The organism is Actinoplanes sp. NBRC 101535, assembly GCF_030269225.1.
Lineage (GTDB): Bacteria > Actinomycetota > Actinomycetes > Mycobacteriales > Micromonosporaceae > Actinoplanes > Actinoplanes rectilineatus.
Map to the genome: position 1 here is coordinate 212,744 of NZ_BSSY01000015.1, position 25,990 is coordinate 238,733.

The window sequence follows — 25,990 nt, forward strand, 5'->3', positions numbered from 1 at the left end:
GGTGGCCGCTCCCGCGACGCTGGCACCGCGCTGCCGCCGCACTGGCACGGCCGCCCCGCACAGTGGATTCCGTGACGCCCGGGCCGGGGCCGCGGATCCCCCAAGGGCGCGGGTGGCCCGGAGGCTTCTCAGCACATCCGGTCACCGGCTGCCGGCTCAGCGGAAGGATGCAGGCGTGACAGGCTGCTAGCGTCGTGATCACCGATGGCGACGGGGAGGGTCGATGTCAGGGCTGTACACGGCGGACCATGCCGACAGTGAGCAGAGGTGGCGGGACGCCTGGGTTCCGGTGGAGCGGCGCCTGCTGGGACTGGACCGGCGCACGCTGCTGCCCGCGGGGCTCGTCGCGCTGCTGTTCGCCGTCGCGGTGTGGATCCTGCCGGCGATCAACGCGTCGGTCGGCGTCGACGACCCGATCAAGGCCGGTGATGTGATCCAGGTCGGCGACGACGTCCAGTTCGTGCCCGTCGCCGGAGCGCAACTGATGACCGGACTGCGTCAGGGCCGGCGGGGCCCGGCGGGCTACCCGCAGACGGCCGCGGTGTCCTACAACGGCACCGTCTTCGAGGTCGTCACCGACACCTACCGGGGCACACCGGCACAGCTTCTCGCACAGATCAAGAAGACCAACGAGGGACTGCGCGTCGACGGCCACGCCGGCTTCCACGTCATCGGCGACCCGGTGACGATCACCAACGAGACCGGTGAGCACGGTGTCGCCGCGCACTTCGACGGCACCAATGCCGTCGGCCTGATCGCGGCGTTCGTGTTCGGTGACACCGGGGTGGAGATCGAGGTCATCGGCCCGCAGGCCGTCTCCGGCACCGTGACCCGGGAGATCGCCGCGATGCTCAAGTCGGTACGCCCGAACGGCGAAGGGACCGGAGCATGACCGCCCCCTCGCAGCCGGCGCCCACCGGCCCGGCCATCGCCGCCCGCGACGCCGCGATCGAAAGGACCGGCTGGGGTAACCCGGTCATCCTCTGGCAGCCGCGTAACGCCTGCTTCTGGGTCTACCTGTTCGGTGTCGGCTACGGGATCCGGGTCCTGGCCGGCATCATCAACGAGGGGATCCGCCTCTACGCACCGGCACTCACCGCCAGCACCGCGATCTTCACCCTCTACGCCGTGCTGTTCTGGTGGTTCACCGCGCGCATCGACCGGTACTCCCGGCAGCCGCTCGCCCTGATCGTCGCGGCGTTCGTGTGGGGCGGATTCGCCGCGACCTGGGCCATCGCCCTGTCCGGCAACACCGCCTTGCTCGGGCTCTGGGGCAAGTGGTTCGGCCAGAGTTTCCAGATGGCGTTCGGTGCCGGGCTGACGGCCCCGTTCTTCGAGGAACTCGGCAAGGGCTCCGCCGTGCTCCTGCTGATGTTCCTGGCACCGCAGGTCGTCCGCACCGCCTACGACGGGTTCATCCTCGGCGCGTTCGCCGGCCTCGGGTTCGAGATCATCGAAGACATCTCGTACGCGTTGAACGCCGCCCCGGCGGAATTCGGCTCCGACCAGATGAACGCCAGCCTGCACACCGTGGGCCTGCGCCTGCTGACCGGTTTCTCCTCGCACATCCTCTACTCGGCGATCGTCGGCGCCGGCGTCGTCTACCTGGTCGGCACGGTCGCCCAGCGCCGCCGGGCGGGTCTCGGCATCGTCCTCGTACTCACCTCGATGGTGCTGCACGGCACCTGGGACGCCAACGCCGGACTCGGCAACGGCAACGGCCTGGTGGTCATCGTCCTGATGGCCGTCGAGATCATCGTTGCCTTCGTCGTGGTCATCCGGGTCTTCAACTACACCGTCCGCCCGGAACGCGAGGCCATGCGCGCGGTCATGACACCCGAAGCCGACAGCGGCGTGATCACCACCGAGGAACTCGACGCCCTGGCCGGCGACCGCAAACAGCGCCGCGCCTACCGCAGAGCCGCCCGCGATCGCGCTGACCGCCGTGTCCGGCACCATCGGCTCGAAGCGGCCCACGACCTCGCCGGCCAGCTCGCCGCCTCCGCGGGCGCCGACACCGCCCGGGTCCGCTTCGCCCGTGCCGAACTGGAACGGCTTCGCGCGACGCCGACGACCTGAATCCGCCTACCGGGTGGCGCTGCAGCGCGGAGCGGCCGGTGGCGAATCGCGGTTCGCCTGACGGTCGCCCGCCGGGCCGCCGGGCCGCCGGGCCGCCGGGCCGCCGTGCGGCCGCGCCGCCGTGAAGACGTGAAGACGTGAAGACGTGAAGACGTGAAGACGTGAAGACGTGAAGACGTGAAGACGTGAAGACGTGAAGACGTGAAGACGTGAAGACGTACAGTGCGGTGAGAAGCGCGTCGATGTCGGCAGTCACGCAGGCAGCGACGCCCTTCTCCTCTTCGAGACGACCGCGTCTCCCTCTTATGTCACCAGCCGAGATTCGGGACTCGATCATCCATATATGTGCACGGAGCTACCTGGGTCGTCGACGGCGGACTGAGCGCCTGAAGCTTTAGCCGTAAGCGGGCTGAAGTCATTCGACGGTGAGGACCGCCGGGTCGCGGACAGTAGGCCGGACGTCGGTGGCACCAGCGGCGCACGGTTCGCCCGCGATGGGTCGCCGACGATGGCTACACGGCGCGGACGACGGCGAGGTCCGCCAGGCCCATCTGGGACCAGAGGTCGGCGCGGATCTGCTCGCGGAAGCTGTTGACCCGGTCGGTGACGGCGCCGAGGCCCATGCGGTCGACGGTGGTGCGGAACGGGCGGGTGCCGTGCGGCATGGCGACGAGGTCGCGGACAGCGTCGGCGACCAGTTGCGGGTCGTGTTCCGCAATGGCGTCGAACTGCTCGTTGTAGGCGGCCAGGGCCTGTGCGGGCATCGCGGCGAAGTCGCCGTAGACGGGCCTCCACGCCTCGACGTCGGTCATCAGGTTCTTGTCGAGGAACTCGGTGCGGAAGCCGTTCGGTTCGATGACCGCCGACTCGATACCGAACTGGGGCAGCTCGAGGCGGTAGAACTCCGACAACGCCTCGGCCGCGGCCTTGGAAGCGCCGTACGGGCCCTGGAACGGGACCGGCAACTGGGCGGTCATGCTGGAGATGAGCAGCAGCAGGCCGGTGTGCCGCTCGCGGAAGTGCGGGATCACGGCCTGGCTGACCCGCTGCACACCGAAGACGTTGACGTCGAAGATGCGCTTCCAGTCCTCGGCGGAGAAACTCTCGGCCAGCCCCAGGGCGCCACGCCCGGCGTTGTTGACGACGACGTCGAGCCGGCCGAGCCGTTCGATGGCCGTGGCGACACCGGCCCGGACGCTGTCGTCGTCGGTCACGTCCATGTCGACGACTTCGGCGCCTTCCGCGCGTAGCCGCTCCGCCGCGGCGGAGCGCCGGCCGTGCGAGTCGAGGACGGTGGCGGCGACCTGGTGGCCGGCCGCCAGAAGGGTGGTGGTGATGAGCCGGCCGAATCCCGATGCGGCACCGGTGACCAATACGTTCGTCATGGAGATCTCCGTCGTCCCGGGCGCACCGCTGTGCGCCTCGGGCTACGAAGTTACGGATGTTCGTCGGACGATGATCGCGTCCCGATCCGGTTTTCTGTTGCGATCGTCCGAAAGTCGCGAGGTGACAGACCGACCTCGCGGCGGAATGCCGCGCTGAAGGCACTCTCCGAGGAGTAGCCGAGGGCCGGGGCGAGATCGCTGATCCGGGTTCCGTCCTCGCGCAGACGGCGGCGGGCGGTCAGCATGCGCAGGCGGGTCAGGTATGCGACCGGCGGCTCGCCGAGCGTCGCCGTGAATCGCTCGGCGAAGGAACTGCGTGACATGGCGGCCGCCCGGGCGAGATCGTCGAGCCGCCACGCGCGGCCGAGGTCGGCGTGCAACAGGTCCAGGGCCGGCCGCAGACGGTCGTCGCTCAGACCACGCAGCCAGCCGGTGCCGCCGAGCGTGGCGTCACGAGCCACGATTCGCAGCACGTCGAGCAGCAGCAACTGCCCGCCGAGCCGCAGCACCGCCCGGCGGCCGAGGCGGTCACCGGCGAACTCCCCGGCCAGGCGGTCGAGTGTCGAGCGCAGGTGCTCGGCGTCCTGCGCGGTCGAGCGCACCACCACCAGCTCGGGCAGTGCACGCGACATCAGCTCCTCCCCGGCGTGATCAACCTCGATGTGCCCGCCGAGCACGACGTCCGGGGCCTCGGTCCCGGAAGCGCCGACGTGCAGGAACGGGTCGTCGGCGCGGATGCTGAACTCCCGCTGCAGGCCCGCCGAACCGGTGTCGTCGATCGTCACCGAGGACCGTCCGTTGAGGATCGCGACGTCACCGGCCCGCAGGACGGACCGGGTCACCCCGTCGGCGGTGACTCCGGCGCTCCCACGCCCCACCGCAACGATCTTGAGCGGTGACTCCGGGGTGAACCGTGTCAGCCACCGGCCCCCGGCAGCGAAGCCCCCACTGATGACGCCCCGCACCTCGATCAGATCGAGGATCCGGGAAAGGTGATCGTCGTGCACCGCGCCAGCCTGGCACACGGGCCTCGGCGCTCACCTCGGCAGCCTTGAGATCCGGACGAGTCCCGCCCTGACGAGAGCGGCGATCGGGTCTGCCCAACGCCGCCCCCGTCACCCTTCTTGCCGACCGGGGACACCGGGCCCGCCGGCCCGTCGCTCCAGCCGATGCGCCGGGTGCGGTGGCTGATGACGGACACCAGGGGATCCCGATCCGCCTACCGGACTTCGACGCGCAGGATGCGGCCGTACTCGCCGCGGTAGTGCTCGACCGCCTGGCCGGTCGCGGTCTGTCAGGAGCGGTACCGGCCGCTGAGCACGCCCAGCACGTCGGCGTAGCGGCCCTCGGCCTCGGCGTTGCGCTGCCACTTGACCCGCTCGACCAGGATCTGCTCGGCCTTCGGGTCGGCTTCGAGCAGGCTGATCACCTCGTCGAGGAACTCCTCCAGAGGCATCGCCACGTCGGAGTCCTGCTGGTTCATCAGGGTGGTGCGGGTGGCCGGCGGCACCAGTTCGATCACCTGGACATCGCTCTTGGTGAGCTGCACGCGCAGGCTCTCCGTGAAGGAGTGGACCGCGGCCTTGGTGGCGTTGTACGTCGGCGTCGCCGGCAGGGGCACGTACGCCAGACCCGAGCTGACCGTCATGACCGTTGCGGCGGGCTGGGCGAGCAGGCCGGGCAGGAACGCGTTGACCAGGCGGATCGTGCCGAGCAGGTTGAGGGTGACGGTGCGTTCGGCGACGTCCAGCGACGCCGGGTCGCGCAGGTCCTCCGGTTCCATGATGCCGGCCATGGTGATCAGAGTGTCCAGGGCCGGGTAGCGGGTGGCGACCTCGTCGCGGGCCGCGGCGATCGATGCCGGGTCGGTGGCGTCGATGGTGACGGTGCCGATGCCGGGGTGCTCGGCGGCGATCTGCTCGAGCAGGGCGGTGCGGCGTCCGCCGACGATGACGGTGTTGCCCTTGGCCTGCAGGCGCAGCGCGAGGCCGAGGCCGATACCGGAGGTGGCGCCGGGGATGAAGATGGTGTTTCCGCTGATGTTCACGGGGTTCCTTCGAGTTCCGATTTCGGGCACGCGGAGATGTCCGCGTTTCCCGGGTGATTGATGAAAAGCAGGGAGATTCAGGCGAACTTCTGATTCCCGAGGACGTCCAGGAAAGCGATCTGTTCGTGGGCGTTGGACCCGGGGCGGGGCCGGAAGATGATGAGGCGGTGGCCGGTGGCCGGACTCAGCACGACGTCGCATTGCAGGTCGAGTTCGCCGACCAGCGGGTGCCGGATGAGTTTCGGCGTCGAGGTCAGTGCCACCACCTGCTGCTGCGCCCACAGCTGACCGAACTCGGCGCTGCGCCCGAGCAGGTCGGCCACCAGCCCTTGCGCGAACCGGTCACTCGTCGACCGTTGCGCGACTCCGGCCCGCAAGTCGGCCGCATAGGCCCGGCCGATGCGCTCGTGCTCGGCCGGATCGTTGCTGTCCCGCGACGCCGGATCGGTGAACCAGCGCCACGTGACATTGGACTCGTAACCGGGCAACCCGGCCCAGACGCCCAGCAGGTTCTCCGCCGCCCGGTTCTGGGCGACGACGGTGAGCAGGTCGTCGGTGACCTGCGCCGGCGTGTGCTCGAGCGCGTCCAGCAGATACAACATCGCCGGGTCGACGTGCGCCAGCGGTGAGCGTGGCTCCGGCGGCTGCAGCCCGGCGAGGCGGAACAGGTAGTCCTGCTCGTCGCCGGTGAGGCGGATCGCTCGCGCGAGGCTGGCCAGTGCCGATGCCGACGGGGTGCGTACCCTGCCCTGCTCGAGCCGGCCGTAGTAATCCGGCGACAGCGCCGCCAGGCTCGCGACCTCTTCCCGGCGCAGCCCGGGAGTGCGGCGACGGCCCCCACCGGGCAGGCCCACATCCTCCGGCCGTAACCGTTCCCGTCGATGCCGGAGGAACTCCCCGAGCGCATTGTCGTCCATGTCGACCTCCTTTCTTTCCGGCGTGCATCCAGCATCGCCGGAATGAAACGGGATATGAAGGCCACGTTCAGCCTAGGTGTCGCATACCCCGGCTACCGCCCGATCCGGGGCGTCGGCGACGGCGACCTGCAGCCGCGATGCCGGCCGCGGTGTCACCAGCGGTGGTTCGCCGCTGGACCGGGATCAAACGCCGGAGAGGGTCCCTGTTCCGACCCCTTTCGGCAGGGACTCCCCAGCCATTGAGGATCGGTGTTGTCTGAGGTGAGAACGTCCATTCGCGGAAACGAGAGGGTACGGAATGCCTGACGACAACAGCCGCCGCCGGTTCCTGCTCGGCGCGGCCGGTGTGACCACGACGTCGCTGGTCGCCGGGATGGCCGGCTGCACGGCGAACGACGAGCCGTCCGCGGCGCAGGGCACCACCCCGGCGGCCGCCGCGGGAGGGGAGACCGCCGCGGCCGCGACCACGCTGACCACCCGCCGCAAGCTCGGCGAGCTGGAGGTGTCCAGCGTCGGCCTGGGCTGCCAGACGATGCCCGGGAATCTGTACGGGCCGGTGAGCAGCCGCCCCGACATGATCAAAGTGATCCGGACCGCGGTCGACCAGGGTGTCACGTTCTTCGACACCGCCGAGGTGTACGGGCCGCTGGAGTCCGAGCGGATCGTCGGCGAGGCCCTGGAACCGGTGCGTGACCGGGTGGTGATCGCGACCAAGTTCGGTTTCGAGGTCGATCAGCAGACCGGGGAGCGCGGCGGCCTGAACAGCCGGCCCGAGCACATCAAGCAGGCCGTCGACGGCATGCTGGGTCGCCTGCGCACCGACCACATCGACCTGCTGTACCAACACCGGGTGGACCCGCAGGTTCCGATCGAGGACGTGGCCGGCGCGGTCAAGGAGCTGATCACGGCGGGTAAGGTCCGGCACTGGGGGCTGTCTGAACCGGGGGTGCAGACGATCCGGCGGGCGCACGCGGTGCAGCCGCTGACGGCGATCCAGAACCAGTACGACCTGCTGGCGCGGGACCCGGAGAAGCAGGTTCTGCCGCTGTGCGAGGAACTGGGCATCGGTTTCGTGTGCTGGGCGCCGCTGGCGTACGGCTTCACCACCGGCACCATCAACCCGTACACCCGGTTCGTCCAAGGGGACTTCCGGGCCTCGGTGCCGTGGTTCTCGCGGGAGAACATCACGGCCAACATGGCGGTCGTGCAGCTGTTGCACGACTGGTCGGTACGCAAGGGCGTCACTCCGGCGCAGTTGTCGCTGGCCTGGCTGCAGGCGCAGAAGCCGTGGATCGTGCCCATTCCGAGCGCCACCCGCACCCCGCATCTGCTGGACAACCTGGGCGCCGAGGAGGTCACGTTCGCCGGCGACGAGCTGCGGCAGTTCACGACCGCGCTGAACGCGATCACGATCCGGGGCGCGCGGGTACCGGCGCCGGTGCTCGCCGGCACCGGGGTCGAAGCGCCGATGCCGTGACGTGGCAGGGCCGGACCGGCCGCCGCTTCCCCCACTTCGGAGTGATGATGATGTCCGCGATGACCCCACACCCACGCCGTACGCTGCTGCGGGTTGCTCTGTTCGGCGCGGCCGGAACCGCGTCCGGGACGGTCCTCAGCGCCTGCTCCGATGCGCCGGCGGCAACCCCCGCTCCGGCGTCCGCGCCGGCCCAGCCGCCGGTGACCAGCGCGTCGCGTGGCGCCGCGGCCCGCACCCCGTCGTCCGGCGGCAGGGTGCTGCTGGCCTACTTCTCCCGCGCCGGGGAGAACTACTTCAACGGCGGCCGCCGCCGTCTGACGGTCGGCAACACCGAGGTGGTGGCGGGCATGATCGGCCGATTGACCGGCTGCGACGTGCACCGGATCGAGGCCGCAGACCCGTACTCCGACGACTATGAGCCGACCGTGCGGCGCAACGTCGAGGAGCAGAACGCCGATGCCCGGCCGGGCATCGCGAACCCGCTCTCCTCGATCGAGAACTATGACATCATCCTGCTGGGCAGCCCGATCTGGAACGTGCGGGCACCGATGATCATGACGACGTTCACCGAAGGACTCGACTTCGCCGGCAAGACGATCCACCCCCTCACCACGTACGCGATGAGCGGTCTCGGAAACACCGAGCGTGACTACGCCGCTTCCTGTCCCACCGCCGAGCTGGGGGAGGGTCTTGCCGTGCGCGGCGAGGAGGCCGCCGATGCGCAGCCTGCCGTCGAGGCATGGCTGCGCCGCATCGGCCTGCTTCCCCGCTGACCTCCACCTCCCGGAGACCGGTACCCACGACCGTCCTTCTCCGCAGCCGGTGCGAGGCGGTGCGCCGTCCGGCATCACGGTCGTGGAGCCGGCCTCGACGCGAACGTGAGCGGCACCGTCATCGTCATCGTCACCGTTGGGCCGTGACGCTCTGCTGCGTCGCGGCCCACGTGGCCAGCAGTTCCAGGCCGTCACCGGACGGTGTGCCGGGCTGCGCGGAGTAGGTCAACATGGTCAGGCACTCGTCGCCGGGCAGTGCGAGCGCCTCGTACTCCAGTTCCAGTTCGCCGATGGCCGGGTGCCGGAACCGTTTGGCGCCGTTGCGGTGCACGTACACGTCCTGGGCGGCCCACCAGCCGCGGAACGGTTCGCTGCGCATGGACAACTCGCCGATCAGATTCATCAGGTGCTGGTCGTCGGGGTGCTGGGCGGCGGCGATGCGCAGCGCGGCGGCAGCGGAGCGGGCCATCGCCGCCCAGTCCGGGTAGAACGCCTGGGCGTGCGGATTCAGGAAGGTGAAGCGCATCGAGTTGACCGGCAGCGCCGGACTCGCGGCGAACATGGGCGCGTACAGCGCCCTGCCCAGCGGGTTCGCGGCCAGGATGTCGAAGCGGTGGTTGCGCAGGAAGGCGGGCACCCCGGTCATCGAGTCCAGCACCCGGCGGACGGCCGGCCGGATCTCCGGCTCCTTGTCCCGGCGCACACGGGCACGGGCCGGGGCCGGCCCGGCGGCGCGAGCCAGGTGATGCAGGTGCGCGGTCTCCGTCTCGTCGAGCCGCAGCGCCCGGGCGACGGCGTCCAGGACACTGTCCGAGGCCCCGCCGAGGTTCCCGCGTTCCAGCCGGGTGTAGTACTCGACGCTGACCCCGGCCAGCGCGGCGACCTCTCCGCGGCGCAGCCCGGCGACCCGGCGGTTGCCGTACGAGGGAATGCCGGCCTGTTCGGGACTCACCTTCGCCCGGCGTGAGCTGAGGAAGGCCTTCACCTCGCTGCGGTTGTCCATGAACTCAGGTTAGGCATCGGACCCCGGGGGAGGGGGTCCCTGCCGGTACCCCTTTGCAGAGGGCCTCCTCACCAGGGCCGGCAGAGGGTTTGCTGCAAACATGTCCCGCCCCCTCACCACGGTGCTCGACCCCGGCGACCGCATCACGGCGCCGCCCGGCCGGGCACGCGCATCCCTGATCGTGGCGATGCTCGGCTTCGCCGTCGTCACCCTCGACACCCAGGTCGTCAACGTCGCCCTGCCCGACATCAGCCGTGACGTCGGGGGCAGCCTGTCCGGGCTGCAGTGGGTGGTCACCGCCTACACCCTGATGTTCTCAGCGCTGCTGCTGTTCGCCGGCACGTTCGCCGACCGGATCGGGGCGCGCCGGGCGTACGGGATCGGCATGATGATTTTCGTGGTGGCCTCCGCAGCGTGCGGGCTCGCCCCGGGGCTGGGGTTCCTGGTGGCGGCGCGGGTGCTGCAGGGCATCGGCGCGGCGCTGGTCACACCGACCTCACTGGCGCTGATCCGGGCCGCCTACGCCGACAGCGCCGCCCGGGCCCGGGCGATCGCGTTGTGGGCGATGGGCGGATCGATCGCCGCCGCGGCCGGACCGGTACTCGGCGGGGCGCTGACCCAGCTCGACTGGCGGTGGATCTTCCTTCTCAACCTGCCGGTCGGCGTCGTCGCCGTGCTGGTGCTGCGCCGGGCCGCCGACTCGCCCCGCACCGTCGTGCCGTTCGACGGGATCGGTCAGGTCACCGCCGTGCTCGCGCTCGGCGCGCTCACCTTCGCGGTCATCGAGGGCGGCGAACTCGGGTACGGCAACCCCCGGATCCTCGCCGCGTTCACCCTCGCAGTCCTCGCCGCCGCCGTGTTCCTCATCGCGCAGATGCGGGGCCGGCACCCGATGGTGCCCCTGGACCTGTTCCGGTCCCGGACGGTCAGCGTCACCCTCGCGGTGGGGTTCGTCAACATGGCGGCCTTCTACGGCGTCGTCTTCCTGCAATCGCTGTACTTCCAGCAGCAGCGCGGCGCGACACCGCTGCTCACCGGCCTGCTGTTCCTGCCGATGACCGGGCTGGTCGCCGGATTCAACCCCCTGGCCGCGCGCGCCGCGAACCGGTTCGGGGCGGCCGCGACGATCATCGGAGGCCAACTCGTCATGACCGCCGGCCTCATCGGGCTGGTACTGCTGCCGGCCGGCGCGCCGGTGTGGCTGGTCGCCGCGGTCATGGTGCCGGTCGGCGTCGGTGGCTCGTTCACCGTCCCGCCGACCACCGCGCTGATCCTCGACAGCGTCCCCGCCGAACGGGCCGGCACCGCCAGCGGCGTGTTCAACACCTTCCGCCAGATGGGCGGCTCGCTGGGTGTCGCCGCCTACGGCGCGGTCGTCGCCAGCCAGGCGACCTTCCGCTCGGGCCTGCACATCAGCCTGACGGCCACCGCGATCCTCATCGTCCTCACCGCCGCCGCGAGCCTGGCGCTACGCGATGGCCACCGCTGAAAGGAAACTCTCATGATCACCGTTCCGAACCTGACGCTGAACAACAGCGTCGAGATCCCCGCGATCGGGCTCGGCGTCTTCCAGACCCCGCCGGACGAGACCCGCGCCGCCGTGCAGGCGGCCCTGTCAGCCGGCTACCGCCACATCGACACCGCGGCCGCGTACGGCAACGAACGCGAGGTCGGCGAGGCGATCGCCGAATCCGGGGTCGACCGCTCCGCGGTGTTCCTCGAAACCAAGATCTGGATCAGCGATTACGGGTACGACGAGACGCTGCACGGTTTCGACAAGAGCACGGCCAAGCTCGGTGTCGAGCAGATCGACCTGCTGATCCTGCACCAGGCGCTGCCCTCGGACTTCGACAGGACCCTGGACGCCTACCGCGCGCTGGAGAAGCTCTACGCCGACGGCAAGGTCCGCGCCATCGGCGTCAGCAACTTCATGGTCGACCACCTCACCGCCCTGCTGGACAAGGCGACGGTGGTCCCCGCGGTGAACCAGATCGAAGTCCACCCGTACTTCGCCCAGCGCGAGGTCCAGGACTTCGGGGCCGAGCACGACATCCTGACCCAGGCGTGGTCGCCGATCGGTGGCATCACGTTCTACCGCGACAGCGAGCACACCAGCACCCTGCAGGACCCGGCGATCGGCGAGATCGCCAAGACGCACGGCAAGTCACCGGCGCAGGTGATGCTGCGCTGGCACCTGCAGCAGGGCCGCCAGGTCATCCCGAAGTCGACGAAACCGGAACGGATCGCGGAGAACTTCGACGTGTTCGACTTCGACCTGACCGCCGAGCAACTCGCCGCGATCGACGCCCTGGACACCGGTAAGCGCGGCGGCCCGGAACCGGAAGCGATCACCCTGGAAACCTTCGGCCGGCCGATCCCCGAAGCCTGACCGGTGCGACCCCGCCGCCCCGCGGGGACGGCGAGGTCTCCCCTTTCCCGTACGAGAAGACACGGAGGAGTCAACATGCGTACCGCCAAGCTCGGTGAACTGGAAGTCTCCCGGATCGGCCTGGGCGCGATGGGTATGTCGCACGGCTACACCGGCGCCGGCAGCGACGACGCCGAGTCGATCCGCACCATCCACCGCGCGATCGACCTCGGAGTCACCCTGATCGACACCGCCGAGATCTACGGCCCGTACAGCAACGAGGAACTCGTCGGCCGGGCCCTCGAGGGACGCCGTGACCGGGTGGTCGTGGCCACCAAGTTCGGCCTGATCGCGCACGGCGGCGCCGGCCCGTGGCATCGCGACAGCAGCCCCGACAACATCCGCACCGCCGTCGAAGGCTCACTCAAACGGCTCGGCACCGACCACATCGACCTGTACTACCAGCACCGCGTCGACCCGGAGACCCCGATCGAGGACACCATGGGCGCCCTCGCCGAACTCGTCGAACAGGGCAAGATCCGGTACATCGGCCTGTCCGAGGCGTGGACCGGCACGATCCGCCGCGCGCACGCCGTGCACCCGGTGACCGCGCTGCAGTCGGAGTACTCGCTGTGGACCCGCGACCAGGAGCAGATCCTGCCCGTGCTGAGGGAACTGGGGATCGGCCTGGTGCCGTACTCGCCGCTCGGGCACGGCTTCCTCACCGGCGCCCTACGCACCCCCGCCGACATCGAGAAGCTCGACGACAGCGACTTCCGCAAGACCAACCCGCGTTTCACCGGCGAGAACTTCCAGCGCAACGTGCGCCTTGCCGACCAGGTGCAGGACATCGCCGACCAGGTGGGCGCCACCCCGGCCCAGGTCGCGCTGGCCTGGCTGCTGACCAAAGGCGACGACGTCGCGCCCATCCCGGGAACCAAGCGGGTCGGCAGGGTCGAGGAGAACACCGCCGCGGACGGTGTCACGCTCACACCTGATCAGATCGCCACGCTCGACGCGCTGCCGGTGGCCGAAGGCGGGCACCACACCGACGAGCAGATGCAGATGATCGAACGCTGAGCGCGCCGGGGCCGGTCCGCCGTGAGCGGACCGGCCCCCGGAAACTCTTCGGATCGCTTGCTTCGGGAGTGGGGATACTGCATGGCGTTACATGGGGGCGCGGTATGGAGTCCCTGATAGTGGTGTAACGCGGTTGGCGTGATCGTCGGACAGGGCGTCCGGCATAGAGCGCGGCCATGACGTGATCTTTCGAGTGAACCTCTCACAGCACTCTCGAGAGGGGGATCACGTCGTTGTCGAAGTCGCAGGTCTCCCGGACGGCCGCCGACCTCGACGACGCCCGCGCCGACCTAGTCGCCTCACCACGTTTCCTTCCAGGGGCTTGACCCGCGGGGGCCTTTGTCCGGTTGGTGATCGGGTGGTGGCTTCGATCGAGCGGACGGCATATCCACGGTTGAAGCTGGAGCGTCTCGTCGCGCGTGACGATGCGGTGCACCCGATGACGCGCCGGGCAACGGCGATTCCACCAGCCCGGTCTCCTGAGACGACCGGTGCCGAGACGGGCCGATGTGCCCTTGCCCGTCCGCCGGGCGCGGTCCGAGTCTGAGAGCGACCCCGGGCTGTCCGCCCGGAGCCACCACCGGCCCGAGGAGAGTGAAGGGATGTCTGTCTGGTGGGTCGCCGGGGGAATCCTCGGCGCGGTCGTCGTGCTGATCTTTCTGAGTCTGCGGATCGTTCAGCAGTACCAGCGGGGAGTCGTGTTCCGGTTCGGACGGGTGCAGGAACGGGTGCGGGAGCCCGGCCTGCGGATGATCATTCCGTTCGTGGACCGGATGGTGAAGGTGACCATGCAGACGGTGGTGATGCCGGTACCCGCGCAGGGTGCGATCACTCACGACAACGTCACCCTGACCGTGGACGCGGTGGTCTACTACCGGGTCGTCGATCCGATCCGGTCCTTGGTCAACGTGCGCCGCTACAGCCAAGCGGTCCTTCAGGTCGCGCAGACCGCGTTGCGGTCGGTGATCGGCCGGGCCGATCTGGACACCGTGCTCGGTGACCGGGAACGGATCAACGCCGAGCTCAAGGCCGCCATCGACGCGCCGACCGAGAAACCGTGGGGCGTGCTGATCGAGCGGGTCGAGGTCAAGGACGTGTCCCTGCCCGACACGATGAAACGCTCGATGTCCCGGCAGGCCGAGGCCGAGCGGGAACGCCGGGCGCGGGTCATCGCGGCCGACGGCGAGTACCAGGCGTCGCGCCGGCTCGCGGATGCGGCCCGGGCGATGGCCGACACGCCGGCCGCGTTCCAGTTGCGGCTGCTGCAGACCGTGGTCGACGTGGCCGCGGAGAAGAACAGCACCCTGGTGATGCCGTTCCCGGTCGAGCTGCTCCGCTTCTTCGAGCAGACCACCACGGCCGCTCGCAGCGCGGGTGCGACGTCGCCCGCCGTCAACGGGGTCACGGTGAACTGACGGGACGGAGGGGAGCCGGCCGGGCGGGCCGCGGCTGTGGTCATCGGCCGGCATGGTGTCGGGTCGGTGTTGAGTCCCGCGGTCCGGATGCTGCAGGAACGCGCGTACTGCCCGGTGTTCCTGGTGGGCTGAGCCCCGGGCCGCAAGGGAGACGGTCATGGACACACTGCTCGTCACCTTGAAGACCTGTGGGCACGCAACGTCACCATCACCACCGGTCTCGTGGACACGTCCTCGACGCCGCGGCTGCCCGACATGCTGGCCGCCGGGCAACTCGACGCGTCCCCGCTGATCACCCACCGGCTGCCCATCGAGGACATCATGCACGGGTACGACGTCTTCGCCGCCCCGTCGCGGACCGGTGCCCTCAAGGTCGTGCTCAGCAGATGACACAGGGTCGAAGGACCGTTACCAGATGAGATGACGAGACTTAGGTTCCGATTATGGAAAGCCTGCCGGAGAACCAGAAGCTGCCCGTCGTGGTCGGCGTTGACGGCCCGCCGACCAAGTTCCCGATCGTTGACGTCGCCGCCGCCGAGGCGGAGCACCACCACGTCCCGCTCATCATCGTGCACGCCTGGCCGGGGCGATACAGCAACGTTCCCCGCGACCACGCCGTGTCGCCCCGCCCGGAGCAGGGAAGGCATCTGCTCGACATCGCCGTCCAGCGGGCCGAGCACGTCGCGCCGGGCGTGCCGGTCCGCGCCGAACTGTCCGACGACACCGCGGCCGAGACACTCGTCCGATGGTCGCGGTACGCGCGGCTCCTCGTGGTCGGCCACCGCGACGACCCGGGCATCCGTCGAGGGTGGGGTTCCACGGCGGCGTACCTGACCCACCACAGCGCCTGTCCACTGCTCGTCCAGCGTGGCTTCCGTCTCCGCCAGGGGCCGGTCGTGCTCGCCGCTTCCGGCCGGACCACTGCCACCGTCGTCGCCGCCGCCGAAGCGGCCGACCGGGCCGGATGCCGCCTGGTCGCGGTACACGTCCGGGCCGGTTCGGAGCCGGTGACCTGGCCGGACGTCCCCGCCGACCGGGTACTCATCGAGGAGCGGGACGTGCCCTACACGCTGGACCGTGCCTCCCGCCGCGGTCGGCTGCTGGTGGCCGGGCAGGGCCGCAAGGGCTGGCTCGCCGAGATGCTCTACAGCATGGTCGGCACCACAGTGGGCGGGTTGCAGGCCTGCCCGGTGCTGTTTGTGCCCCCGCAAGCGGGGCAGGAACCGGCTCGGTGACAAGGACGATCTCCTTGCCGCGGGTGCTCCTCGCGTACGGGCTGCACGGCTTCGGGCATCTCGGGTGGCCGCTGTCGCCCGCCGGGACGTCTCGGGTGTCCTGACGGCGCCGGTCGTCTTCATCCCGTACTGGTTGTGGGCGCGGCGGGAACTCGCCCGGCATGACGTGCCGGAGAGGGACGCGGCCACTGTGGCCGTTGCGGTGGCAGGCCCGGCGGTCCTGATGAGCATCCACGCGCTCATGAACCGGTCGCTACGCGGCTGAGACCCCGTGCCCACCCGCCTCGTGGGAACCGGCAGGCCGGGTGCGCCGGGCGCCGGCTTGGCAGGATCCTCGTCGTGACGACGGCGAAGGCCGACCCGGTCGGTCGGGGCTCAGTCGCTACAGGTTGCTGGTCAAAGGCCGGTCGTCGTGGGAACGCCCGGTCAGCCCGTTCGTGCCCGGCGAACCCGTCGACGGGGGAGTGACAGTGGCCTGCGCCGGCAGGGGAACCGCGATCATGATCTCCCCTTCCGGTTCGGCCAGATGAGCCGACCATTGCTCCGAGTCGATGGATACGAATTGAGGAAGACGGCCCTTGCCGTTCGCGTGACAATTGTTTGTCGGGATCTGGCGCGGAGCGGGCGGGATCGTCACACGCGAGCTGATACCCCAGCAGGAGATTCGTTCTGAACTGCTGTGACGGTGTGGTTTTGTCCGTGGACAGCAAGCAGCCATCGTCGAGTCTCAGCGGTTGTGCGGACCCCAAAACGCGGTGTCGGCTGCCCCCTGCAGAGTGGACGCTCGGCGATGTTCTGCGCTGTTCGGCGAAGTGATGGACACGATCGGGGCGCGCTTCAGCCCGCCTGAGCCCCGGCGCGGGTCCGGGACTTGCTGTCCGGGCTCCTGGCACCGCTGCCGGTGAAGCAACGCCGGCACTACCGGGTGGCGCCATTCCCGGTGGACGGGGGCAGGGTGCCGGACCGCTTTCGTGGCATCGGCGGTGCCGCGCCGGGCGGTGCCGGCTCGGTGATCTTCGTCTGCGGTATGGGGTGGGCGTCTGGCAGGGTCGCGGACCGCCGGTGCCGGCGGGCGAGGGCCCATGCCGTGCTGGCAGCGGCGAGCAGGGTGGCACCCACCCACAGGATCGGGTTGGTGGAGAGGCGGGCGGGGAGTTGCTGGGCCAGGACGAAGATTCCCATGACTGCCACGAACCAGCCGAAGGCCTTACGAAGAATCACTTCGGGGATTCTTCCGGCGAGTTTCCCGCCGACGAGGCTGCCGAGGATGGCGGCGGCGGTGACGGCGGCGGCGAGGGGCCAGTTGATGTGCACGGTGGAGAGGTATCCGGCGAGGCCGGCGAAGGACTTCATGGCGATGACCAGCAGGGAGGTCCCGACGGCGACGGGCATCGGTAAGCCGCCGAGGAGGGCGAGGGCGGGGACGACGAGGAAGCCGCCGCCGGCGCCGACGAGGCCGGTGACCAGACCGACGATGATGCCGTCGGCGATGACGTGCAGGACGGGCAGTTCGTGGGGTACGGGTTTGTCGGGTCGGGGGCGGCGTCCGCGGATCATCGCGATGGAGGTGGCGAGCATCATCAGGGCGAAGCCGGCGAGTAGGACGGTGTCGGGGATGTAGACGGCGAGGCGTCCGCCTGCGTAGGCGCCGGTCATGCCGGCGGTACCGAAGATGAGGCCGGTGCGCCGGCGTACCCGGTGGGCGCGGGCGTGGGGGATGGCGCCGACGGCGCTGGTGGCGCCGACGACCAGCAGGGAGGCGGCGATGGCCTCTTTCGCGGGCAGCCCGGCGACGTAGACGAGCAAGGGCACGGCGAGGATGGATCCGCCGCCGCCGAGCAGGCCGAGGCTGACCCCGATGCCCACGGCGAGCACGACCGTGAGGACCAGTGTGGCTGTCATGGCCGGCTCCTGGTGTCGCGTAGTTGCCCGACGATGGTGGTGAGGTCGCAGCTGGCGGTGCCGCGGTTGTAGGGCAGCTTTGCCAGGAGCATGCCCATGGCGCAGGCGTTGGTGAGCGCGGCGGCGGTCAGGCCGGCGCCCATCAGTGCGGCGACCCATTGCAGACCGGGCACCAGCAGGGAGCCCAGGACGCTGGACAGCACGATGATGCCGGCGACAAGGCGGACCTGCCGTTCCAGATCCCAGCGGGTCCGGCCGCGGTTGACCGGGGCGTCGGTGTGCTGCCAGGCGAGCATGCCGCCGTCGAGGATCTTCACGTTGGGCAGGCCGACCTCGGCGAGGGTCTGCCCCGCCTGGGCGGCGCGGGCGCCGGAACGGCAGACGAGTACCACCTGGTCGTCGAGGTGGGCCCGTAGTTCGGTGCGGTGCTCGCGGAGTAGGTCCAGCGGCACGTTGTAGGCGCCGGGAATGTGTGCGGTCTCGAACTCGCCCGGGGTGCGTACGTCGAGGATGCGCAGGCCCCGGCTGGTGGTGAGAAGGTCTCGCAGGGTCGCGGCGTCCACGCCGGCGGGGTTGGTGACGTCGGGAGAGGTCATGTCTTCCTCGTTCGGTTCGGGTTTTTCGGGCAGGGTGGGGCGGCCGGACCGGCCTCTTGCCGGTCCGGCGCGGGTCCGGACGGTCAGTTCACGGCGAGGGTGAGCAGGCCGTCGGCGTGGGCCTGGTCGAAGTCGTCGTCGACGGCGACGACACGGCGGCCTGTGGCGGCGAGCAGTGATGCGGCGATGGCGGCGCGGTAGCCGGCGGCGCAGTGCACCCAGATCTCGCCGCCGGGTACGTCGTCGATGCGGTGCGGGAGGTCGTGCAGGGGGATGTGCAGTGCACCGTCGATGTGCGCGCCTGCCCGTTCGAGGTCGCGGCGGACGTCGAGGACGGTGACCTGCCGGTGGTGGCGGATCAGGGCAAGGTCGGCGAAGGTGGCGCGCGGGATCGCGGCCAGGGCCTTGCCGCCGGCCCACTGCTGGGGGGTGCCGGTGGCGTGGGCGGCGGGCCGGTCGATACCGATGCGGACCAGTTCCCGCTGGGCTTCGGCGATCTGGTCGGGGGTTTCGCCGAGCAGGGTGAGCGGTGTCCCCCACGGGATGAGCCAGCCGAGGTAGGTGGCGAAGCTGCCGTCGAGGCCGAAGTTCAGGGTGCCGGCCAGGTGCCCGGCGGTGAACGCGACCCGGTTGCGCAGGTCGACCACCCATTCCCCGGCCGCGATGCGTTGACGCAGCTGTTCGGCGTCTGCCCGATCCGGCAGGGACAGATCGGGTGCGGTCGGGCCGGCGGTGTTGGCGGTGGCCATGTGGGCGTAGTAGGCGGGCCAGGCGTCCAGGCCGGCGAGCAGTTCGTCGACGAAGGTCTGCTCGTCGTGGGTGAGTACCGGGTTGATCAGCTTCTCCGAGCCGATGGTGGCGGTGCTCGCCTCGCTCTGGGTCGCCGAGCAGAAGCTGCCGAACCCATGCGTCGGATACACCGCGGCGCTGTCCGGCAGCTCGGTTGCGAGACGGTGGGCGGAGGCGTACTGGTGCCGGACGAGGGTGTGGGTGTGGTCGGGGCCGAGCAGGTCGGGCCGGCCGACCGAGCCGTACAGCAGTGACCCGCCGGAGAACACCGCCACCTGCTGCTCGTCGGCGTCGAGGGCGTAGGACAGGTGGGTGAAGGTGTGCCCGGGGGTGGCCAGGACCCGTACCCGCATGGTGTCGCCGACTGCGATGACGTCGCCGTCGCTGACCGGGATGCGGTCGAAGGTGACCGGGTCGTCGGCGTTGACGTGGTATGCGGCGCCGGTCGCGGCGGCGAGGGCGTATCCGCCGGTGACGTAGTCGTTGTGGATGTGCGTCTCGAAGACATGGGTGATTTGGACGCCTTCGCTGGTGGCGAGGGTGAGGATGCGGTCGATGTCGCGTTGCGGGTCGACCACGAACGCGACGCGGCCGTCGTGGACCAGGTAGCTGCGGTCGCCAAGGGTCGTGGTGTCGATCGGCAAGATGTGCGGCACGGCAGAGATCTCCTTCGTGGATGGTCAGGCGGCGGTGTTCATGCCGCGGGTCACCGGATGGCCGGCGCGGATCCATGCGCCGGTTCCGCCGGCGACCGACCAGGCGTCGATGCCGGCGGCGGCCAGGAAGGCGGCGGCGGACAGGCTGCGGCGGCCGCTCGCGCACACGACGTAGACCGGCGCGTTCCGTGGCAGGTCGCCGACGCGCGACGTCAGCTGCCCGAGTGGGATCAGCCGGGCGCCGGGCACGTGGCCCTCGACGTATTCGGACGGCTCCCGCACATCGATCACGAGCGCCCCGTCACCGTGAGCGGCGGCGAACGTCCTCTGGTCGATCTCGCGCATCTGGCGCCGTCCCCTCTTCCTCTGCATACCCCCGGGGGTATCTGTTTTCAACGATAGCGCGGCGGTCGATGGTCGTGTCAACGTCGTCGGGGAGGCCTCATGCCCGGCCGCGGAACAGGCCGTGCCAGGACGACTGCGGCAGCGCGTGGCGCTTGGGCGGATACATGTCGTCGCGGGCTGCCGGTGGTCCGCCGCAGCGGGCGGCGAGCACATTGGCGGCCACCACCGGCGCTTGCGGGCGGCGAACCCGCCGGCGAGTTCGGCGAAGGCGACGAACTCTGTCGGTCGACCTCACCGGGGTGCGCACGTCGAGCACGGCCGGCGGGTTCTCGCCGGCCATTCCTGAGATCAAAGTCTCGCCGCTCCCGCCGTCGCGGACGATGCGGGACGTATACCCCCGGGGGTAGCTTTGGCGTTCAGGCATGAATGGGGGAGTGCGTGATGCAGGTCGACGAGGCCGCCACCGGTGATGTGATCAAGCGGCTACGCCGAGCCGAGGGGCAGATCCGCGGTGTGATCGGCATGCTCGAGGACGGCAGGGACTGCGCCGAGGTCGTCATGCAGTTGGCTGCGGTCTCCCGGGCGCTGGACCGGGCCGGCTTCAAAGTCATCGCCAGCGGGCTGCGGCAGTGCATGACCGCCGACGACGGCGAGGACCAGAGTGCCAATCTGGAACGCATGGAGAAGCTGTTCATGTCCCTGGCCTGACCGAGGCTGTCTCAATGTGATGGGCCGGTGGCGCTTGGGATTCCACCGGCCCACCGTGTTCGGGAGTGCTCAGCCTTTGGCGCCTGCGGTCTTCGCCGCGATCTCGGCGCGGACATCCTCCATGTCGAGGCCCTCGACGGCGGCGATGACCTGCTCCAGCGCTGCAGCCGAGGGCGCGCCGGGCTTGGAGAGGACGCCGCACCAGCCGGCCCGGAATTCCACCAGGACGATGCCGTTGTCGGCCACCGTCTACTCGATCGTGTCGGCGGTCAACGCCACTGTCGCCATCTGAACCCTCCTCGGCGGATACCCCCATGGGTATGCGCCTCAATGGTACGGCGACGTCGGCGTATTCCGTACCGCTTGATGGTCTCGCCCTGAACGGGACTTAGTCCCCTGGGGTGCCGCCCACCCCGCTAATACCGTGGGGGGTATCGGAGGTTGATGGGAGGTGAGCGTGATGCGCAGGTTGCTCGTGCTGGGCGCCGGTACCGCAGGCACGATGGCGGTCAACAAGCTGCGCCACCGGCTGGCCCGCACGGACTGGCGGATCACCGTGGTGGAGGCCAGCGACACGCACTACTACCAGCCGGGATACCTGTTCCTGCCGTTCGGCATGTACACCCCGGAACAGGTGGTCAAGCCGACCCGGCCGCTGATCACCGACGGCGTGGAGTCGATAAGCGGCGAGGCGGACCGGGTGATGCCCGACCAGAACCGGGTGGTGCTGTCTGACGGACGGTCGCTGCCGTACGACTACCTGGTCATCGCCACCGGCGTCACTCCGCGCCCGGACCAGACCCCGGGGATGCTCGACGGCGGGCAGTGGCGCCGCAGCATCTTCGACTTCTACACCTACGACGGGGCTCTCGCCCTGGCGAAAGCCCTCGACTCCTTCGATGGCGGGCGGCTGGTCGTGCACATCGCCGACATGCCGATCAAGTGCCCGGTCGCGCCGCTGGAGTTCACCTTCCTCGCCGACGCCTACTTCCGGCAGCGCGGCATGCGCGACCGCGTCGAACTGGTCTACGCCACCCCGCTGCCCGGGGCGTTCACCAAACCCGTCGCCTCCGCGAGGCTCGGCTCGATGCTCGACGACCGGAAGATCACCGTCGAGCCGGACTTCCTGGTCGATCGCATCGACGGTTCGACCCTGGTGTCCTACGACGAACGGGAAATCCCGTTCGACCTGCTGGTCACTGTGCCGCTGAACATGGGCGCCGACTACGTGGCCCGTTCCGGGCTCGGCAACGAACTGAACCTGGTCCCGGTCGACCGGCACACCATGCTCGCCAAGGCGTACGGCAATGTCTTCGCCCTCGGCGACGCCAGCGACATTCCGACCTCCAAGGCCGGCTCGGTGGCACACTTCTCCGTCGACGTGTTCACCGAGAACTTCATGCAGTACGCCGACGGCAAGCCGATGACCGGTAGCTTCGACGGACACGCCAACTGCTTCATCGAGTCCGGAAACGGCAAAGCTCTGCTCATCGACTTCAACTACGACATCCAACCCCTACCGGGCAGTTACCCGGTGCCCGGACTCGGCCCGTTCCGGCTCCTCGACGAGGCCGCCGTGAACCACTGGGGCAAACTCGCGTTCCGCTGGATGTACTGGAATCTCCTGCTCCCCGGCCGTCCGATCCCGCTGCCGGCCGCCATGTCCATGGCCGGCAAACACACCCCGACAGCCGAGGAGTGAGACAGCCATGCCCGTCACCACCATCGCCGGCCGCGGCATCCACGTCGACGACGAAGGCTTCCTGACCGTCTACGACGAATGGGACCCCGACCTCGCCAAGCAACTGGCCGCCCAGATCGGCATCGACCTGACCGACGCGCACGTCAAGGTCATCGATTTCCTGCGCGCCGACTACGCCACCCAGGGCGAGACCGCCACGCTGCGCCGCGTCTCCATGCTGGGTGGGATCCCCACCAAAGAACTCTTCACGCTGTTTCCCAAGAAACCGGCCAAGAAGATGGCTTACATCGCCGGGTTGCCCAAACCCCATGGCTGCGTCTGAACGGGAGCGACACCATGACCACACAAGCCACCCCGGCGATCGTCCCGAACTTCGACGACGACGCCACCGTCGGCCGCAAACTCGCCATCATCTGCTCCAAAGGCACCCTCGACATGGCCTACCCCGGCCTCATCCTCGCCAACGCCGCCCTCGGCGAAGGCGTCGATACCCACCTGTTCTTCATCTTCTGGGGTTTCGACATGATCACCAAGTCGAGGATGGGCGACCTGAAGTTCACGATGCTGGGCAACACCGCCACCCACCTGCCGCAGGGGATCGGCGGCCTGCCGGGGATGACCGCCATGACCACCCACCAGATGCGCAGGCAGATCGCCGAAGTCGGTGTCCCCGAGGTCCCCGAGTTCCTCGAACACATCGTCGCCTCCGGCGGCCACCTCTGGGCCTGCCGGATGTCGGCCGACATGATGCACCTGACCAAGGACGACCTCTACGACGGCGTCGAGGACATCATCAACGCCGCCGACTTCATCGAGAAAACCGACGACGCCCAACTGCTGTTCATCTAGGAGATCACCATGACCAGCGCAGAAGTGAGCGTCGGCCACGTCGACGGCGACGTCTACGAGATCCACGTACGCGGACACCACCTCACCGTCGACCAGCCCGTCGACGCCGGTGGCACCGACAAAGCACCCACTCCGACCGAGCTGTTCGCCGCCTCGCTCGCCGCGTGCGTTGCCTTCTACGCCGGCCGCTACCTCGACCGGCACGGCGACAGCCGTGCCGGATTGCGCGTCCACGCCGACTTCGACATGGCCACCGACCGGCCCGCCCGGGTCGCCGCGATACGGGTCAGCGTCCGCCCGCCCGAGGGCTTCCCCGCCGAACGCATTCCCGCGTTGACCGCGGTAGCCGGGCACTGCACCGTCCACAACACCCTGATGCAGCCGCCCGACGTGAACATCACCGTCGGGTAGGAGACGTCAGATGGACATCGCGGGCAGTCACGGCATCGCACCGCTGACGGGCACCGCCAGAGTGTGACGCCCACTGAGATCGAGCGGGTATTCCAGAACATTCGGATGGCTCAGGAACAACGATAGTCGGGGAGGGCACGAAGCCATGTCGGGTGTGGTGCTCGTGGTCGAGGACGATCGGGAGCTGCGGGAGGTCGTCCGCCGCTACCTCGAACGCGCCGGCCACACCGTGCACACCACCGGCTCCGGCGCCGAGGCGCTGAGCCTGCTGGAGGACGGCGGGTTCGGCCTGGTCGTCCTCGATCTGGGCCTGCCCGACGTGGACGGGCGGGAAGTCCTGGCCGCCGCCCGCCAGGGGCGAGAGGTGCCGGTGGTGGTGCTGACCGCGCGCAGCCAGGTCGAGGACCGCATCGACGGGCTGCGCCGCGGCGCCGACGACTACGTCACCAAACCGTTCAGCCCCACCGAACTCGTCCTGCGGGTCGAGGCCGTCCTGCACCGCACTCAGAGCACCAGCGGCATCGCTGAGCCACCCGTGTTCGGTGGTGGACGACTGCGGATCGACGAGACGCGCCACGAAGCACACCTCGACGGTCTAGCGTTGGAGCTGACCCCCACCGAGTGGGGACTGCTGACCGTCCTGGCCTCCTCCCCGGGCCGGGTGTACTCCCGCTACGAACTGGTCAACCGAGTCCGCGGGTACGAGTTCGCCGGTTACGAGCGCACCATCGACTCGCACGTGAAGAACCTGCGCCACAAACTCGGCGACAACGGCGGCGCGATCGTCGAGACCGTCCTCGGCGCCGGGTACCGCCTCGGGTGGTCCCGTGACCGCTGACCCATGGGTTCGTGGCCCGCTGCGCAGCCCGCTCGGGCGGCGGTTGTTCGCCGCGTTCCTGTTCGCCGCGCTGTCCTCGGTCGCCGTCCTGACCGCGGCGGCCCTGGTCGGCACCGCCAAAGGTTTGACCAGTGCCCAGCAGAGCGACCGCCGGGAAGCCACGGCCCGTGCCGCCGAAGCCGTGGCCGTCGCCTACGAGCAGGCCGGTGGCTGGGCAGGCGCCGACCTGAACGCAGCGTCGGCGATCGCGGGCGCAGCCGGCGCCCGACTCATCGTGCGGGACAACGATGACCAGATGGTCTGGCCGGGCCGAGGGATGGGCCCGGGAATGAGTAGCGGCATGCACGCTGCGGCGAACGCCGCCGTGGTCGAGGCGCCCGTCGTCGCCGGTGGGCAGACCGTCGGCAGCGTCCAGCTCGCGTTCACCCCGACTGCCACCGCCGGGCGGGCGGTGGCCTGGTCATGGGTACTCGGCGCCGCAGCCGTCGCACTGCTCACCGCCCTGGTCGCCGCAGGCCATGTGAGCCGGCGGCTGACCCGACCCCTGCAGGCACTCACGAGGGCGGCGCGCCGGTTCGCCGCCGGGGAACCCGGCGCTCGTGCCGACACCGGCGGCCCCGGCGAGCTCGGCGAACTCGCCACCGCGTTCGACACCATGGCCGACGACGTGGTCCGCGCCGACCAAGCCCGGCGCAGCCTGGCCGCCGACGTCGCCCACGAACTACGCACCCCGCTCGCCGCCCTGCAGGCCGGCCTCGAAGAACTCCGCGACGGCCTGCGCGAACCGGACACCGAATGCCTCGCCGCCCTGCACGACCAGACCCTGCGCCTCGGCCGGGTGGTTCAGGACCTCGCGGAACTCTCCGCCGCCGAGTCCGCCGCGCTGTCGTTGCACCGTACCGACACCGATCTCGCTGAGATCGCCCGGACCGCCCTCACCACGCAACAGGCCCCACTGGATGCCGCCGGCCTGTACACCGACACCGATCTGACGGTCGCCCTACCCGTAAACGTCGACCCGGACCGGCTGCACCAGGTCGTCACCAACCTGCTCACCAATACCGCCCGCTACTGCCGCCCCGGCGACCGCGTCACCGTCCGCGGACACCGTAGCGGCGAGTTCGCCGTTCTGGAGATCGCCGACACCGGCCCCGGCATCCCCGCCGACGAACTCCCACACGTCTTCCAGCGACTCTGGCGCGGAGCCCAGGCACGATCCATCGCCGGTTCCGGGATCGGCCTGGCCATCGTCCGCGAACTGGTCACCGCCCACGGCGGTACCGTCTCAGCCGCCTCACCCACCGGCGGCGGCACCACCATCACCATCCGACTCCCGCTCGCCCGTACCGACCGGGCAGATCGATAGGTTTGCCGTTCATGACCTGGTTTCCAAGGCGGGCGCCCGAGCCCGCAGT

General features: G+C 69.8%; 28 protein-coding genes and 1 pseudogene. 18 read left to right on the top strand and 11 right to left on the bottom strand.

What is annotated here, in order from left to right:
- Positions 1–223: 223 nt before the first annotated feature.
- Positions 224–892, top strand: a complete 669-nt coding sequence (locus tag QSK32_RS33555; protein WP_285474114.1) for a hypothetical protein — start codon at positions 224–226, stop codon at positions 890–892.
- Positions 889–2,079, top strand: a complete 1,191-nt coding sequence (locus QSK32_RS33560) for a PrsW family intramembrane metalloprotease (RefSeq protein WP_285474115.1) — start codon at positions 889–891, stop codon at positions 2,077–2,079. The genes QSK32_RS33555 and QSK32_RS33560 overlap by 4 nt, the downstream gene beginning before the upstream one ends.
- 512 nt (positions 2,080–2,591) lie before the next feature.
- Here the strand turns inward: QSK32_RS33560 and QSK32_RS33565 are convergent.
- From QSK32_RS33565 to QSK32_RS33580, 4 genes are all read right to left on the bottom strand, one after another.
- A complete protein-coding gene (locus QSK32_RS33565) occupies positions 2,592–3,464 on the bottom strand; it encodes an SDR family NAD(P)-dependent oxidoreductase (RefSeq protein WP_285474116.1) in 873 nt (290 codons plus the stop codon).
- Between the two features lie 50 nt (positions 3,465–3,514).
- Positions 3,515–4,471: an AraC family transcriptional regulator gene (locus QSK32_RS33570; protein WP_285474117.1), complete on the bottom strand. Its 957-nt coding sequence runs from the start codon at positions 4,469–4,471 to the stop codon at positions 3,515–3,517.
- A gap of 287 nt (positions 4,472–4,758) precedes the next feature.
- Complete coding sequence (locus tag QSK32_RS33575; protein ID WP_285474118.1) at positions 4,759–5,511, bottom strand: SDR family oxidoreductase; 753 nt, start codon at positions 5,509–5,511, stop codon at positions 4,759–4,761.
- 77 nt (positions 5,512–5,588) lie between these two features.
- Positions 5,589–6,428: a helix-turn-helix transcriptional regulator gene (locus tag QSK32_RS33580; protein WP_285474119.1), complete on the bottom strand. Its 840-nt coding sequence runs from the start codon at positions 6,426–6,428 to the stop codon at positions 5,589–5,591.
- A gap of 298 nt (positions 6,429–6,726) precedes the next feature.
- Here QSK32_RS33580 and QSK32_RS33585 point away from each other — a divergent pair, with 298 nt between their 5' ends.
- Positions 6,727–7,905 (top strand): aldo/keto reductase, encoded by a 1,179-nt coding sequence (locus QSK32_RS33585; protein WP_045746657.1) that lies wholly within the window; start codon positions 6,727–6,729, stop codon positions 7,903–7,905.
- Positions 7,906–7,964: 59 nt separating this feature from the next.
- Positions 7,965–8,678, top strand: a complete 714-nt coding sequence (locus QSK32_RS33590; protein ID WP_285474120.1) for a flavodoxin — start codon at positions 7,965–7,967, stop codon at positions 8,676–8,678.
- A gap of 130 nt (positions 8,679–8,808) precedes the next feature.
- Here QSK32_RS33590 and QSK32_RS33595 read toward each other — a convergent pair whose 3' ends face one another.
- A complete protein-coding gene (locus QSK32_RS33595; RefSeq protein ID WP_285474121.1) occupies positions 8,809–9,681 on the bottom strand; it encodes a helix-turn-helix transcriptional regulator in 873 nt (290 codons plus the stop codon).
- Positions 9,682–9,781: 100 nt separating this feature from the next.
- Between QSK32_RS33595 and QSK32_RS33600 the strand changes: the two genes are divergently transcribed.
- From QSK32_RS33600 to QSK32_RS33630, 7 genes are all read left to right on the top strand, one after another.
- A complete protein-coding gene (locus QSK32_RS33600; RefSeq protein WP_285474122.1) occupies positions 9,782–11,170 on the top strand; it encodes an MFS transporter in 1,389 nt (462 codons plus the stop codon).
- A gap of 12 nt (positions 11,171–11,182) precedes the next feature.
- The gene (locus QSK32_RS33605) at positions 11,183–12,070 is read left to right on the top strand and encodes an aldo/keto reductase (protein WP_285474123.1); all 888 of its coding nucleotides are present in this window, start codon (positions 11,183–11,185) and stop codon (positions 12,068–12,070) included.
- 75 nt (positions 12,071–12,145) lie between these two features.
- The gene (locus QSK32_RS33610) at positions 12,146–13,129 is read left to right on the top strand and encodes an aldo/keto reductase (protein ID WP_285474124.1); all 984 of its coding nucleotides are present in this window, start codon (positions 12,146–12,148) and stop codon (positions 13,127–13,129) included.
- A gap of 602 nt (positions 13,130–13,731) precedes the next feature.
- Complete coding sequence (locus QSK32_RS33615; RefSeq protein ID WP_285474125.1) at positions 13,732–14,544, top strand: SPFH domain-containing protein; 813 nt, start codon at positions 13,732–13,734, stop codon at positions 14,542–14,544.
- Between the two features lie 222 nt (positions 14,545–14,766).
- The gene (locus QSK32_RS33620) at positions 14,767–14,934 is read left to right on the top strand and encodes a hypothetical protein (protein WP_285474126.1); all 168 of its coding nucleotides are present in this window, start codon (positions 14,767–14,769) and stop codon (positions 14,932–14,934) included.
- Positions 14,935–14,987: 53 nt separating this feature from the next.
- The gene (locus QSK32_RS33625) at positions 14,988–15,779 is read left to right on the top strand and encodes a universal stress protein (protein WP_285474127.1); all 792 of its coding nucleotides are present in this window, start codon (positions 14,988–14,990) and stop codon (positions 15,777–15,779) included.
- A gap of 64 nt (positions 15,780–15,843) precedes the next feature.
- Complete coding sequence (locus tag QSK32_RS33630) at positions 15,844–16,044, top strand: hypothetical protein (RefSeq protein WP_285474128.1); 201 nt, start codon at positions 15,844–15,846, stop codon at positions 16,042–16,044.
- An 883-nt stretch (positions 16,045–16,927) separates the two neighbouring features.
- Here QSK32_RS33630 and QSK32_RS33635 read toward each other — a convergent pair.
- The 5 genes and pseudogenes from QSK32_RS33635 to QSK32_RS33655 form a co-directional block, all read right to left on the bottom strand.
- Positions 16,928–17,681 (bottom strand): annotated as a pseudogene (locus tag QSK32_RS33635) (sulfite exporter TauE/SafE family protein); the annotation flags it as partial.
- Entirely contained in the window at positions 17,678–18,277 is a 600-nt protein-coding gene (locus QSK32_RS33640; RefSeq protein WP_285474129.1) for a rhodanese-like domain-containing protein, read from the bottom strand. The pseudogene QSK32_RS33635 and the gene QSK32_RS33640, both read right to left, overlap by 4 nt.
- A gap of 83 nt (positions 18,278–18,360) precedes the next feature.
- A complete protein-coding gene (locus tag QSK32_RS33645; RefSeq protein ID WP_285474130.1) occupies positions 18,361–19,722 on the bottom strand; it encodes an MBL fold metallo-hydrolase in 1,362 nt (453 codons plus the stop codon).
- Between the two features lie 24 nt (positions 19,723–19,746).
- On the bottom strand, positions 19,747–20,067 hold the full coding sequence (locus QSK32_RS33650; protein WP_285474131.1) for a rhodanese-like domain-containing protein: 321 nt from the start codon (positions 20,065–20,067) through the stop codon (positions 19,747–19,749).
- Between the two features lie 97 nt (positions 20,068–20,164).
- Positions 20,165–20,293 carry a hypothetical protein gene (locus QSK32_RS33655; RefSeq protein WP_285474132.1) on the bottom strand — a complete coding sequence of 43 codons (129 nt, stop codon included), beginning with the start codon at positions 20,291–20,293 and terminating at the stop codon, positions 20,165–20,167.
- A 215-nt stretch (positions 20,294–20,508) separates the two neighbouring features.
- Here QSK32_RS33655 and QSK32_RS33660 point away from each other — a divergent pair, with 215 nt between their 5' ends.
- Positions 20,509–20,775: a metal-sensitive transcriptional regulator gene (locus QSK32_RS33660; RefSeq protein ID WP_285474133.1), complete on the top strand. Its 267-nt coding sequence runs from the start codon at positions 20,509–20,511 to the stop codon at positions 20,773–20,775.
- 69 nt (positions 20,776–20,844) lie between these two features.
- Here the strand turns inward: QSK32_RS33660 and QSK32_RS33665 are convergent, their stop codons facing one another.
- Positions 20,845–21,021 carry a hypothetical protein gene (locus QSK32_RS33665; RefSeq protein WP_285474134.1) on the bottom strand — a complete coding sequence of 59 codons (177 nt, stop codon included), beginning with the start codon at positions 21,019–21,021 and terminating at the stop codon, positions 20,845–20,847.
- 214 nt (positions 21,022–21,235) lie between these two features.
- On the opposite strand from QSK32_RS33665, the gene sqr reads away from it, so the two are divergent.
- The 6 genes from sqr (at position 21,236) to QSK32_RS33695 (ending at position 25,941) form a co-directional block, all read left to right on the top strand.
- Complete coding sequence (gene sqr, locus QSK32_RS33670) at positions 21,236–22,477, top strand: type III sulfide quinone reductase, selenoprotein subtype (protein ID WP_285474135.1); 1,242 nt, start codon at positions 21,236–21,238, stop codon at positions 22,475–22,477.
- Between the two features lie 7 nt (positions 22,478–22,484).
- Positions 22,485–22,799: a TusE/DsrC/DsvC family sulfur relay protein gene (locus tag QSK32_RS33675; RefSeq protein WP_285474136.1), complete on the top strand. Its 315-nt coding sequence runs from the start codon at positions 22,485–22,487 to the stop codon at positions 22,797–22,799.
- Positions 22,800–22,813: 14 nt separating this feature from the next.
- Positions 22,814–23,326 (top strand): DsrE/DsrF/DrsH-like family protein, encoded by a 513-nt coding sequence (locus tag QSK32_RS33680; protein WP_285474137.1) that lies wholly within the window; start codon positions 22,814–22,816, stop codon positions 23,324–23,326.
- A gap of 9 nt (positions 23,327–23,335) precedes the next feature.
- Positions 23,336–23,737, top strand: a complete 402-nt coding sequence (locus tag QSK32_RS33685) for an OsmC family protein (protein WP_285474138.1) — start codon at positions 23,336–23,338, stop codon at positions 23,735–23,737.
- Positions 23,738–23,882: 145 nt separating this feature from the next.
- Positions 23,883–24,575 (top strand): response regulator transcription factor, encoded by a 693-nt coding sequence (locus QSK32_RS33690; RefSeq protein ID WP_285474139.1) that lies wholly within the window; start codon positions 23,883–23,885, stop codon positions 24,573–24,575.
- Positions 24,565–25,941: a HAMP domain-containing sensor histidine kinase gene (locus QSK32_RS33695; protein WP_285474140.1), complete on the top strand. Its 1,377-nt coding sequence runs from the start codon at positions 24,565–24,567 to the stop codon at positions 25,939–25,941. The genes QSK32_RS33690 and QSK32_RS33695 overlap by 11 nt, the downstream gene beginning before the upstream one ends.
- Positions 25,942–25,990: the final 49 nt, after the last annotated feature.